Genomic DNA, 11,416 nt, shown 5'->3' on the forward strand with positions numbered 1-11,416 from the left:
CGGCATGTGCCTTCCGGAACGCAGTCTTGATTCTGTTTTCAGAAAGCTGGGGGCGCGAGATGCTGTCGCAATCGCCTGCCTCACCCATTTTTCCGTCTGATCCCGGTAGCTGACCGGCCGGACTGCCTTGGGGATCGTGAGGCTCACATATGGACATAAAATCACCCGGTGTGAAGCTCACACCGGGTGATTTTCAAACGATTTATTCAGCGGCTGTTTCAGCAACCACGAGCAGCTTGATCGAGCCGCCCGACTTTTCGATCTTTTCGACGGCAGCCTTGGAGGCACCGGCGACTTCGATCGAAACCTTGGTTGTCAGTTCGCCGCCGGACAGGACGCGAACGCCGTCCTTGAGGCGACGGATGACGCCGGCAGCCTTGAGAGCTGCTGCGTCGACAGTCGCGTTTGCGTCGAGTTTGCCAGCATCGATCGCAGTCTGGATACGGCCGAGCGATACGGTTGCGTATTCAGATGCGAAGATGTTGTTGAAGCCGCGCTTCGGAAGACGACGGTAGATTGGCATCTGACCGCCTTCGAAGCCGTTGATCGAGACGCCTGAACGGGCCTTCTGACCCTTGACGCCGCGTCCACCGGTCTTGCCCTTGCCGGAACCGATACCGCGACCAACGCGGATACGGTCCTTCGAAGAGCCTTCGTTGTCCTTGATCTCATTCAGTTTCATGGTCAATTCCTCCGTCTCACTTCTCTTCGACGACGCGAACGAGATGCTGGACAGCACGGATCATGCCACGAACGGAAGGAGTATCTTCCAGAGTGCTGGTCCGATGCATCTTGTTGAGGCCAAGACCGATCAGCGTTGCGCGCTGTTCGGCCGGGCGGCGGATTGGGCTGCCGATCTGCTGAACGGTAACCGTCTTTGCTTCAGTCTTCTGCGTAGCCTTAGCCATGGTTCAGACTCCTCTTATTCTTCCGACGCATTGCCGGAAGCGGCGCGGCGCGACTGCAGGGTGGCATACTTGAGGCCACGCTGAGCTGCTACGTCCTTCGGATGCACCTGGTGCTTCAGAGCGTCGAACGTTGCGCGAACCATGTTGTATGGGTTCGACGAACCAGTCGACTTCGCAACAACGTCATGGACGCCGAGCGTTTCGAATACAGCGCGCATCGGTCCGCCGGCGATGATACCGGTACCAGCCTTGGCCGAGCGCAGCAGAACCTTGCCGGCGCCGTGACGACCATTGACGTCGTGATGCAGCGTACGGCCGTCACGCAGCGGTACGAAGATCAGATCGCGCTTTGCAGATTCGGTTGCCTTGCGGATGGCTTCCGGCACTTCGCGTGCCTTGCCATGACCGAAGCCAACGCGACCCTTCTGGTCGCCGACGACGACGAGAGCAGCAAAACCGAAACGACGGCCGCCCTTGACGACCTTGGCGACGCGGTTGATCGCGACCAGCTTGTCGACGAATTCGCTATCGCGCTCTTCGCGGTTCTGGCGATCGTTGCCCGAACCTCTTCTTTCCTGTGCCATTGTCCTTTTCCTTTTTCTTTTGCGGGTGGAACGGCAGGTTGAGACTGTCCGGCGTACCGGACGTGATGCGGTAAAACCGCAAATCGCCCGGCCTCCCCTTCTTCAGGCAGACCGGGCGAAATTTCTTAGAAGCTCAGGCCGCCTTCGCGGGCAGCTTCAGCAAGAGCCTTGATGCGGCCGTGGTAGATGAAGGCGCCGCGGTCGAACACGACTTCCGTCACGCCAGCCTTGGCAGCGCGCTCTGCAACCAACTTGCCAACGGCAGCAGCTGCTGCAACGTCCGCACCGGTCTTCAGCGACTTGCGCAGATCGACGTCGAGCGTGGAAGCGGCTGCAAGCGTGCGGCCGGCCACGTCGTCGATGACCTGAACGTAGATGTTTTTCGAGGAGCGGTGAACCGACAGACGCGGACGGCCATTTGCGACCTTCTTGATCTGACGGCGAACACGGCTCGCACGCTTTGTGAGTGCTTCTTTTCTGGTAGCCATGATCCCGCGTCCTTACTTCTTCTTGCCTTCCTTGCGGACGATCCGTTCCTCAGCGTACTTGACGCCTTTGCCCTTGTAGGGCTCTGGACCGCGGTATTCGCGGATTTCCGCTGCTACCTGACCGACCTGCTGTTTATTAATGCCGGAGACGATGATTTCCGTCGGCTTCGGCACGGCAATGGTGATGCCTTCCGGCGTCTGATAGACCACGTCGTGGCTGAAACCGAGAGCCAGCTGCAGGTTCTTGCCCTGCAGCGACGCGCGGTAACCAACGCCGTTGATTTCAAGCTTGCGCTCGAAACCGTCCTTCACACCCTTCAGGATGTTTTCGATCATCGTGCGGGACATGCCCCACTTCGAACGAGCATCCTTGGAATCGTTGACCGGAGTCACCGAAATGGCATTGTCTTTGATTTCAAGCTTGATTTCGTCGTTAGCGACGAAGAAAAGCTCGCCCTTCGGGCCCTTGGCAGTGACTTTCTGGCCATCAACCGAGGCCGTGATCCCTGCAGGAACCTGAACGGGCTTTTTACCGATACGAGACATTATTCAATCCTGTCTGTTCGCTAGGGAGATCCTTGCGCAGTCTTAGAAGACCGAGCAAAGAACCTCGCCGCCTACGTTCTGTTCGCGAGCCTGGTGATCGGCCATCACGCCCTTCGGAGTCGAAAGGATGGTGATGCCGAGGCCGTTCGCGACCTGAGGGATGGACTTGACCGAGACATAAACTCGGCGGCCCGGCTTGGACACGCGGCCGATCTCACGGATCACCGACGCGCCTTCGTAGTACTTCAGTTCGATTTCGATCTCGGCCTTGCCGTTGCCGAAATCGGTTTCAGTGTAACCGCGGATGTAGCCTTCAGCCTGCAGCACGTCGAGAACGCGAACGCGCAGCCTGGAGGCTGGCGTCGAAACGGTCGACTTGCGGCGGGAAGCGCCGTTGCGGATACGTGTGAGCATATCGCCCAAGGGATCAGTCATGGTCATCTAACGATCTCCTTACCAGCTCGACTTGACGATGCCCGGCACTTTGCCGAGGCTGCCGAGTTCGCGAAGTGCAATACGCGACATCTTAAGCTTGCGATAGAAAGCGCGTGGGCGACCGGTGACTTCGCAACGGTTGCGGATACGCGTCTTCGAGCCATCGCGCGGCAGAGAAGCGAGCTTGATAGTTGCCTTGAACCGCTCTTCGATCGGAAGTTCCTGGTTCATGATGGTCGCCTTCAATACAGCACGCTTGGCTGCATGGTCCGCGACGGTCTTGCGGCGGCGCTTGTTCTTTTCAACTGCGCTGGTTTTCGCCATATCGGAGTTCCTTTTAAACGCTCGTCGTTACGGTTACTGGCGGAACGGGAAGTTGAACTCTTTCAGGAGAGCCCGTGCTTCGTCGTCGTTGGTAGCCGTCGTGCAAACGATGATGTCCATGCCCCACATCTGATCAACCTTGTCGTAGTTGATCTCCGGGAACACAATGTGTTCCTTGATGCCCATGGCGAAGTTGCCACGGCCGTCAAAGGACTTCGGGTTCAGGCCGCGAAAGTCGCGAACGCGCGGAAGCGCGATGTTGACCAGTCGATCCATGAATTCGTACATGCGGGCGCCGCGAAGCGTAACCTTGGCACCGATCGGCATGAATTCGCGAACCTTGAAGCCCGCGATGGAATTCCGTGCCTTTGTGATGACCGGCTTCTGGCCGGCGATCGCTGCGAGGTCGGCTGCTGCAACCGTTGGCTTCTTGCTGTCGGCAGTTGCTTCGCCCACACCCATGTTGATGACGATCTTGTCCAGCTTGGGGATCATCATGTCGTTGGAGTAGGAAAACTGCTCCTTTAGCGCGGCGCGGATGCGGGAAACGTATTCCGCCTTGAGCCGCGGCTCATACTTGGACTCAGCCATCGATCACATCTCCCGTACGCTTGGCGACACGCACCTTCTTACCGTCGACGACCGAGAAACCAACGCGAGTTGGCTTACCGTCTTTCGCGGCAACCGCGATGTTCGACAGATGGATGGACGCTTCCTTGTTGATGATGCCAGCTTCCTGCGTCTGCGACTGACGCTGGTGGCGCTTCACCATGTTGATGCCGCGAACGACCGCACGGTCTTCCTTCGGCATAACCTGGATTACTTCACCGGTGCGGCCCTTGTCCTTGCCGGTCAGTACGACGACGTTGTCGCCCTTCTTGATCTTCTGCATATCTCTCGCTCCTTACAGAACTTCAGGAGCCAGCGAGATGATCTTCATGTGGTTCTTGGCGCGAAGTTCGCGCGGAACCGGTCCGAAGATACGGGTGCCGATCGGCTCTTTCTTGTTGTCGATGAGGACCGCTGCGTTGTTGTCGAAGCGGATGACGCTGCCGTCGGCGCGACGGATGTCCTTGGCGGTACGCACAACCACCGCCTTCATCACGTCACCCTTCTTCACGCGGCCGCGCGGAATAGCTTCCTTGATCGAAACGACGATAACGTCGCCGATCGAAGCGTACTTGCGCTTGGAGCCGCCCAGCACCTTGATGCACATGACACGACGTGCGCCGGAATTATCCGCCACGTCGAGGTTTGTTTGCATCTGAATCATGTCAGGTCGCCTTTTTCTAATGACCAACTATCCGCGCGCATGAATACGAACGGAGCTGGCTATGAACACATTTTCAGTATGCGCGGGATCGGTCTTGCCAAGGTGGTTTCCCTAAGTGGGACCTTCCGTGCGCTGAAAGCAAAAGAACGCTCGTTTCCGAGCGTTCTACGCCAGTGGCGTGCTTCTTACAGGATTCTGTGTCCGACGCAAGGGCCTGACGCAAAATCCTGAAGTCTTTAAGCCTGGGCGTTGATAACCGTCCAGGTCTTGTCTTTGGAGATCGGGGCGCATTCCTGAATGGAAACTACGTCACCAACCTTGAACTGGTTGTTTTCGTCATGGGCCTTGTACTTCTTGGACCGGCGAACGGTCTTCTGAAGCAAAGGGTGAGCGAAGCGGCGCTCGACGCGGACAACAACGGTCTTCTCGTTCTTGTCGGAAACGACTACGCCCTGCAGAATGCGTTTCGGCATATTATTCTTCCTTTAGGCCTTGGCTTCTGCCGCCTTCTGGCGGGCAATGGTTTTCACGCGAGCGATATCCTTGCGGACCTCGGTGATGCGCGAGGATTTCTCGAGCTGGCCGGTGGCCTTCTGGAAGCGCAGGTTGAACTGCTCCTTCTTCAGGTCAGCAAGCTTGTCCTTGAGCTGGTCGGCGGTCAGGCCGCGTACGTCTTCGGCTTTCATCGTGCCTTCTCCTTAATCTGCGATGCGCTGTACGAAGCGCGTCGTGACCGAGAGCTTGGCAGACCCGAGGCGAAGTGCCTCGCGCGCGATCTCTTCCGAAACGCCGTCGATCTCGAACATGATACGACCAGGCTTGACCTTGCAAGCCCAGTATTCGACAGAACCCTTACCCTTACCCATGCGCACTTCGGTCGGCTTTGCCGTGACCGGTACGTCTGGGAATACGCGGATCCATACACGACCCGCACGCTTCATGTAACGTGTGATCGCGCGGCGAGCCGCTTCGATCTCACGTGCGTTGACGCGGTTCGGTTCCTGAGCCTTCAGACCGAATTCGCCGAATGCGAGGTCGAAGCCACCCTTGGCAACGCCCTTGATGCGGCCCTTGAACTGCTTGCGGAACTTGGTACGCTTTGGCTGCAACATTTTATTACTTCTCCGAGCTTATCTTTCGCCAGCGCTAATCAAGCGTTTTCACGTTCGCGGCGACGGTCGCCACGATCGCCACGCTCACGGCTTGCCGGACCCTGCGCATCGCCTTCCAGCGCGCGACGTTCCGACGCCATCGGATCGTGCTCAAGGATTTCGCCCTTGAAGATCCAGACCTTGATGCCGCAGATACCGAATGCGGTTTCGGCTTCAGCCGTACCGTAGTCGATGTCAGCGCGCAGTGTGTGCAACGGCACGCGGCCTTCGCGGTACCATTCGGTACGAGCGATTTCCGCGCCACCGAGACGGCCGGCGCAAGTGATCTTGATGCCTTCGGCGCCAAGACGCATGGCGGACTGAACAGCACGCTTCATCGCACGGCGGAAAGCCACGCGGCGTTCGAGCTGCTGGGCGATCGACTGGGCAACGAGCGTTGCGTCGACTTCCGGCTTGCGCACTTCAACGATGTTGAGGTGCGTTTCCGAGTTGGTCATCGTGGAGATCTTCTTGCGAAGCTTCTCGATGTCCGCGCCCTTCTTGCCGATGATGAGACCCGGGCGAGCCGAGTGGATCGTGACGCGGCACTTCTTGTGCGGACGCTCGATAACCACCTTGGCGATGCCGGCCTGCTTCAGCTCGGACATCAGGTATGCGCGGATCTTCAGGTCTTCATGAAGCAGCTGGCCGTATTCGGCGTTGTCGGCGAACCAACGGCTGTCCCATGTACGGTTGATGCCGAGGCGAAAACCGATAGGATTGATTTTCTGACCCATTATGCGGCCTCCCCTTTTTCCTCGACTTCGCGAACGACAATCGTCAGATGCGCGAACGGCTTTTCAATCCGCGATGCACGGCCACGGCCGCGAGCGTGGAAACGCTTCATCGTGATCGACTTGCCGACGTAAGCTTCCGCTACGATCAGCGTGTCGACGTCGAGGTCATGGTTGTTTTCGGCGTTGGCGATAGCAGACTCGAGAGTCTTCTTCACCGTGCCTGCGATGCGCTTGCGGGAGAACTCGAGTTCTGCCAGAGCGCGTTCGACCTTCTTGCCGCGGATCATGGCGGCAACCAGGTTTAGCTTCTGCGGGCTGACGCGAAGCGTACGGGCGACTGCCTGTGCTTCATTGTCCTTCAGCCGGCGTTCGGTCTTTGCCTTCGCCATGATTACTTCCTCTTCGCCTTCTTGTCCGCGCCGTGACCGTAATAGGTCCGGGTGGGAGCGAATTCACCAAACTTGTGTCCGACCATGTCTTCGTTGACGCTGACCGGCACGTGCTTGTTGCCGTTGTAGACGCCGAACGTCAAACCGACAAACTGCGGCAAGATCGTGGACCGACGGGTCCACATCTTGATTACTTCACTGCGTCCGCCTTCGCGCACCTTCTCAGCCTTCTTGAGAAGATAGCCGTCAACAAACGGACCTTTCCAAACTGAACGAGCCATTTAACGACTTCCTCTCTTACTTCTTGACGTGGCGCGAGCGCATGATGAACTTGTCCGTGGACTTGTTCGAACGCGTGCGCTTGCCCTTGGTGGGCTTGCCCCACGGGGACACCGGATGGCGTCCACCAGAGGTACGGCCTTCACCACCGCCGTGCGGGTGGTCGACCGGGTTCATGACAACGCCGCGGTTATGCGGACGCTTGCCACGCCATACGGTACGACCGGCCTTGCCGTCGTTGATGTTGCCGTGATCGGGGTTGGAGACAGCACCGATCGAAGCCAGGCAGGAGCCCGGAACGAGACGCTGTTCACCAGAGTTGAGGCGCAGGATCGCCATGCCGGCATCGCGGCCGACGAGCTGCACATAGGTGCCGGCGGAGCGAGCAATCTGACCGCCCTTGCCTGGCTTCATTTCGACGTTGTGAACGATCGAACCAACCGGGATGAACTGCAGCGGCATGGTGTTGCCGGGCTTCACGTCGACAGCCTTCGAGGAAGCGATGACCTTGTCGCCTGCAGCAAGACGCTGCGGAGCGATGATGTAGGCCTGTTCGCCGTCCGTGTAGGTTACGAGCGCGATGAACGCGGTACGGTTAGGGTCGTATTCCAGACGCTCGACCGTGCCTTCAATGTCGAACTTGCGACGCTTGAAATCGACCAGGCGATAGGTACGCTTGTGACCACCGCCGATGAAGCGGGCAGTGATACGACCGTTGTTGTTGCGACCACCGCTCTTGGACAGACCTTCAGTCAGCGACTTGAGGGGCTTGCCCTTCCAGAGGCCCGAACGGTCGACGATAACCAGCTGACGCTGGCTCGGGGTCGTCGGATTATAGCTTTTCAGTGCCATTTTTCTTTACCTCAGAGACCGGTGGAGATGTCGATCGTCTGACCTTCGGCCAGGGTTACGACAGCCTTCTTGACGTCCTTCTGTTTGCCGATGAAGCCCTTGAAGCGCTTCACCTTGCCCTTGCGGACCAGCGTATTGACGGCAGTGACCTTCACACCGAAGAGAGCTTCCACGGCAGCCTTGATTTCCGGCTTCGAAGCAGTCTTGGCAACGTTGAAGACGATCTGGTTATACTCGGAAACCAGTGTCGACTTTTCGGTGATCGAAGGAGATACGATCACATCATAGTGGCGAATGTCGGTCACTTGAAACGCTCCTCGAGGGCTTCAACCGCAGCCTTGGAAAGCACGAGCTTACCGCGACGCAGGATGTCGTAAACATTGATGCCCTGGACCGGCAGAACGTCCACATTCGGGATGTTCTGGGCTGCGAGCTTGAAGTTGCTGTCGAGCTCAGCACCGCCGATGAACAGCACGTTGGTGAGGCCGAGCGATGCGAACGTACCGACGAGAGCCTTGGTCTTTGCTTCAGAAGCAACCAGGTTGTCGATGACGATCAGATCTTCAGACTTCAGCTTTGCAGACAGAGCGTGACGCAGAGCAAGAGCGCGAACCTTCTTAGGAAGATCATGCTCGTGGCTGCGAACGACCGGGCCGTGTGCACGACCACCGCCGCGGAACTGCGGAGCGCGAGCCGAATGGTGACGAGCGCGGCCCGTACCCTTCTGCTTGAACATCTTCGCACCGGTGCGAGCAATCTCGGAACGGCTCTTGGTCTTGTGCGTGCCCTGCTGCTTCTTAGCGAGCTGGTAACGCACCATGCGTGCGAGGATATCCTCGCGTGGGTCGAGGCCGAAAATCGCGTCCGACAGGGAAACCTGGCCGGCGTCTTTTCCCTCGAGGGTCTTGACGTTGAATTCCATAATAGCTGGCTCCCTTACTTCGCGGCCGACTTGACGGCGTCGCGAACTTCAATCCAGGCGCCCTTGGAGCCGGGAACGGCACCCTTGACGAGGATCAGTCCGCGGTCTTCATCCGTCGAGACGATTTCGAGGTTTTGCGTGGTGATACGCGTCTGGCCCATGTGACCAGCCATGCGCTTGCCCTTCCAGACCTTGCCCGGATCCTGGTTGTTACCAGTCGAACCGTGCGAACGGTGCGACACGGAAACACCGTGGGTCGCCCGCAGACCACCGAAGTTATGGCGCTTCATAGCACCGGCAAAACCCTTACCGATCGAAGTGCCGGTGACATCCACCAGCTGACCAGCAGCAAAATGACCAGCCTTCAGCTCGGTGCCGACGTCGATCAAATTTTCTTCGGAAACGCGAAACTCAACGAGCTTCGACTTCGGCTCGACATTAGCGATGGCGAAGTTGCCACGCATAGCCTTGGAGGTGTTCTTTACCTTGGCGACGCCAGCACCGAGCTGAACGGCAACATAGCCATTCTTCTCAACAGTGCGCTGTGCGACAACCTGGCAGCTCTCCAGCCGCAAAACGGTAACCGGGATGTGCTCACCAGCGTCGTTATAGACGCGGGTCATTCCCACTTTCTGTGCAATTACACCCGAACGCATCGGTTCAATCCTTCTCACTCAGCTCGAGACATAAGCCTCAGAGCTTGATCTCAACATCGACACCTGCGGCGAGGTCGAGCTTCATCAGCGCGTCCACGGTCTGTGGTGTCGGGTCTACGATATCGAGAAGGCGCTTGTGTGTGCGCATCTCGAACTGCTCGCGGCTTTTCTTGTCGATGTGGGGGGACCGGTTAACCGTAAACTTCTCGATGCGAGTCGGAAGCGGAACGGGGCCCCGGACGCTTGCGCCGGTGCGCTTCGCCGTCGACACGATCTCACGCGTCGAAGCGTCGAGAATGCGGTGATCGAACGCCTTCAGGCGAATGCGGATATTTTGGCCGTTCATTCGACGTTATCCTTGTTTCTTGTTTCCACGTGCCAACGTTACAGCACGAGTTGTTCGTTATCCTAAGGCGGGACCATCAGTGTCAAAGATCGAACGGGTGCGCCAACAGCGGCAGTCCGTTCTCGTCTCCAGGCCGAAGGCCCACCTTAATGTCTTTGGCAATTGCCTGCCTCGATAAAACGAAGCAAGGCGCAAATAGCGCTCGCGCGCCATTTGCTACATTTTCATGTCATAAGCAAGTCAGCAGGGCCAACTTGCTTAAAAAAAGTGAACCGGGCGGGCCCCGAAGAACCCGCCCTGCCCTCTGATTTGTTACTCGATGATCGAGGCAACGATGCCGGCGCCGACGGTACGGCCGCCTTCGCGGATCGCGAAGCGCAGCTTTTCTTCCATCGCGATCGGAACGATCAGCTCGACTTCAACGGTGACGTTGTCGCCTGGCATAACCATTTCCGTGCCTTCAGGAAGCGAAACGATACCGGTCACGTCCGTTGTACGGAAGTAGAACTGAGGACGGTAGTTCGTGAAGAACGGCGTATGACGGCCGCCTTCTTCCTTCGTCAGGATGTAGGCTTCTGCCATGAACTTCTTGTGCGGCTTGACCGAACCCGGCTTGCACAGGATCTGGCCACGCTCGACGCCGTCACGCTGTACGCCACGGATCAGAGCGCCGATGTTGTCGCCGGCCTGGCCCTGGTCGAGCAGCTTGCGGAACATTTCAACGCCGGTAACAGTCGTCTTGGTCGTGGCGCGGATGCCGACGATTTCGACTTCTTCACCAACCTTGACGATGCCACGCTCGACGCGACCGGTCACAACCGTACCACGGCCCGAGATCGAGAACACGTCTTCGATCGGCAGCAGGAACGGCTGGTCGATCGGACGCTCAGGCGTCGGGATGTAGGCGTCAACAGCTGCCATCAGTTCGCGAACGGCGTCTTCGCCGATCTTCTTGTTCGAATCTTCAAGAGCGGCCAGAGCCGAACCCTTTACGATCGGAATGTCGTCGCCCGGGAAGTCGTAGGACGACAGAAGTTCGCGAACTTCCAGTTCGACGAGCTCGAGGAGCTCTTCGTCGTCGACCTGGTCAACCTTGTTGAGGAACACGACGATCGCCGGAACGCCAACCTGACGAGCAAGCAGGATGTGCTCGCGGGTCTGTGGCATCGGGCCGTCGGCAGCCGAGCAAACCAGGATCGCGCCGTCCATCTGCGCCGCACCGGTGATCATGTTCTTAACGTAGTCGGCGTGGCCGGGGCAGTCGACGTGTGCGTAGTGGCGGTTTGGCGTTTCGTATTCGACGTGTGCCGTCGAAATGGTGATGCCGCGGGCCTTCTCTTCAGGAGCAGCGTCGATCTGGTCGTAGGCCTTGAATTCGCCGAAGTACTTCGTGATCGCCGCAGTCAACGACGTCTTGCCGTGGTCGACGTGACCGATCGTGCCAATGTTGACGTGAGGCTTATTGCGCTCAAACTTGCTCTTTGCCATTTCCGGCTCTCCATTTTGCGTGAGCCCTCAAGGGCTCC

The 11,416-nt window shown here is 58.2% G+C and carries 22 protein-coding genes; all 22 read right to left on the bottom strand.

Going from position 1 to position 11,416, the window contains the following annotated elements; translation table 11 throughout:
• Positions 1-202 precede the first annotated feature (202 nt).
• The 22 genes from rplO to tuf all read right to left on the bottom strand — a co-directional run bounded on the left by rplO (position 203) and on the right by tuf (position 11,378).
• Positions 203-682 (bottom strand): 50S ribosomal protein L15, encoded by a 480-nt coding sequence (gene rplO, locus ACQY1J_RS13950; protein ID WP_062457725.1) that lies wholly within the window; start codon positions 680-682, stop codon positions 203-205.
• Positions 683-698: 16 nt separating this feature from the next.
• Positions 699-908, bottom strand: a complete 210-nt coding sequence (gene rpmD / locus ACQY1J_RS13955; protein ID WP_062457727.1) for a 50S ribosomal protein L30 — start codon at positions 906-908, stop codon at positions 699-701.
• Positions 909-922: 14 nt separating this feature from the next.
• Entirely contained in the window at positions 923-1,492 is a 570-nt protein-coding gene (gene rpsE / locus ACQY1J_RS13960; RefSeq protein WP_062457730.1) for a 30S ribosomal protein S5, read from the bottom strand.
• Between the two features lie 125 nt (positions 1,493-1,617).
• Complete coding sequence (gene rplR / locus ACQY1J_RS13965; protein ID WP_062457734.1) at positions 1,618-1,980, bottom strand: 50S ribosomal protein L18; 363 nt, start codon at positions 1,978-1,980, stop codon at positions 1,618-1,620.
• A gap of 12 nt (positions 1,981-1,992) precedes the next feature.
• Positions 1,993-2,526 (bottom strand): 50S ribosomal protein L6, encoded by a 534-nt coding sequence (rplF, locus tag ACQY1J_RS13970; RefSeq protein WP_062457738.1) that lies wholly within the window; start codon positions 2,524-2,526, stop codon positions 1,993-1,995.
• Between the two features lie 42 nt (positions 2,527-2,568).
• A complete protein-coding gene (gene rpsH / locus ACQY1J_RS13975) occupies positions 2,569-2,967 on the bottom strand; it encodes a 30S ribosomal protein S8 (RefSeq protein WP_062457741.1) in 399 nt (132 codons plus the stop codon).
• Positions 2,968-2,979: 12 nt separating this feature from the next.
• A complete protein-coding gene (gene rpsN, locus ACQY1J_RS13980; RefSeq protein WP_062457744.1) occupies positions 2,980-3,285 on the bottom strand; it encodes a 30S ribosomal protein S14 in 306 nt (101 codons plus the stop codon).
• A gap of 33 nt (positions 3,286-3,318) precedes the next feature.
• Entirely contained in the window at positions 3,319-3,876 is a 558-nt protein-coding gene (gene rplE, locus ACQY1J_RS13985) for a 50S ribosomal protein L5 (protein ID WP_062457747.1), read from the bottom strand.
• Positions 3,869-4,177, bottom strand: coding sequence for a 50S ribosomal protein L24 (rplX, locus tag ACQY1J_RS13990; protein ID WP_062457750.1), 309 nt, complete (start codon positions 4,175-4,177; stop codon positions 3,869-3,871). Before rplX ends, rplE begins: the two co-directional genes overlap by 8 nt.
• Positions 4,178-4,189: 12 nt before the next feature.
• Entirely contained in the window at positions 4,190-4,558 is a 369-nt protein-coding gene (gene rplN / locus ACQY1J_RS13995; RefSeq protein WP_052638136.1) for a 50S ribosomal protein L14, read from the bottom strand.
• A gap of 236 nt (positions 4,559-4,794) precedes the next feature.
• Positions 4,795-5,031, bottom strand: coding sequence for a 30S ribosomal protein S17 (gene rpsQ, locus ACQY1J_RS14000; protein WP_062457753.1), 237 nt, complete (start codon positions 5,029-5,031; stop codon positions 4,795-4,797).
• Positions 5,032-5,043: 12 nt separating this feature from the next.
• Positions 5,044-5,244 (bottom strand): 50S ribosomal protein L29, encoded by a 201-nt coding sequence (gene rpmC, locus ACQY1J_RS14005; protein ID WP_007770142.1) that lies wholly within the window; start codon positions 5,242-5,244, stop codon positions 5,044-5,046.
• Positions 5,245-5,256: 12 nt separating this feature from the next.
• Positions 5,257-5,670, bottom strand: coding sequence for a 50S ribosomal protein L16 (rplP, locus tag ACQY1J_RS14010; protein WP_062457756.1), 414 nt, complete (start codon positions 5,668-5,670; stop codon positions 5,257-5,259).
• Between the two features lie 38 nt (positions 5,671-5,708).
• Positions 5,709-6,446: a 30S ribosomal protein S3 gene (gene rpsC, locus ACQY1J_RS14015; RefSeq protein WP_062457759.1), complete on the bottom strand. Its 738-nt coding sequence runs from the start codon at positions 6,444-6,446 to the stop codon at positions 5,709-5,711.
• Positions 6,446-6,835 carry a 50S ribosomal protein L22 gene (rplV, locus tag ACQY1J_RS14020; protein WP_062457763.1) on the bottom strand — a complete coding sequence of 130 codons (390 nt, stop codon included), beginning with the start codon at positions 6,833-6,835 and terminating at the stop codon, positions 6,446-6,448. Before rplV ends, rpsC begins: the two co-directional genes overlap by 1 nt.
• Before the next feature lie 2 nt (positions 6,836-6,837).
• Entirely contained in the window at positions 6,838-7,116 is a 279-nt protein-coding gene (gene rpsS / locus ACQY1J_RS14025; RefSeq protein ID WP_062457765.1) for a 30S ribosomal protein S19, read from the bottom strand.
• A gap of 16 nt (positions 7,117-7,132) precedes the next feature.
• Positions 7,133-7,966: a 50S ribosomal protein L2 gene (gene rplB / locus ACQY1J_RS14030; RefSeq protein WP_062457768.1), complete on the bottom strand. Its 834-nt coding sequence runs from the start codon at positions 7,964-7,966 to the stop codon at positions 7,133-7,135.
• Positions 7,967-7,977: 11 nt separating this feature from the next.
• On the bottom strand, positions 7,978-8,271 hold the full coding sequence (locus tag ACQY1J_RS14035; RefSeq protein ID WP_062457771.1) for a 50S ribosomal protein L23: 294 nt from the start codon (positions 8,269-8,271) through the stop codon (positions 7,978-7,980).
• Positions 8,268-8,888: a 50S ribosomal protein L4 gene (gene rplD / locus ACQY1J_RS14040; protein WP_062457774.1), complete on the bottom strand. Its 621-nt coding sequence runs from the start codon at positions 8,886-8,888 to the stop codon at positions 8,268-8,270. Before rplD ends, ACQY1J_RS14035 begins: the two co-directional genes overlap by 4 nt.
• Positions 8,889-8,902: 14 nt before the next feature.
• On the bottom strand, positions 8,903-9,544 hold the full coding sequence (gene rplC, locus ACQY1J_RS14045; protein ID WP_062457777.1) for a 50S ribosomal protein L3: 642 nt from the start codon (positions 9,542-9,544) through the stop codon (positions 8,903-8,905).
• Positions 9,545-9,581: 37 nt separating this feature from the next.
• Positions 9,582-9,890, bottom strand: a complete 309-nt coding sequence (gene rpsJ / locus ACQY1J_RS14050; RefSeq protein WP_003547547.1) for a 30S ribosomal protein S10 — start codon at positions 9,888-9,890, stop codon at positions 9,582-9,584.
• A 312-nt stretch (positions 9,891-10,202) separates the two neighbouring features.
• Positions 10,203-11,378 carry an elongation factor Tu gene (gene tuf, locus ACQY1J_RS14055; RefSeq protein ID WP_092662037.1) on the bottom strand — a complete coding sequence of 392 codons (1,176 nt, stop codon included), beginning with the start codon at positions 11,376-11,378 and terminating at the stop codon, positions 10,203-10,205.
• Positions 11,379-11,416: the final 38 nt, after the last annotated feature.

Source organism: Neorhizobium sp. DAR64860/K0K1, assembly GCF_050500205.1.
Taxonomy (GTDB): domain Bacteria; phylum Pseudomonadota; class Alphaproteobacteria; order Rhizobiales; family Rhizobiaceae; genus Neorhizobium; species Neorhizobium soli.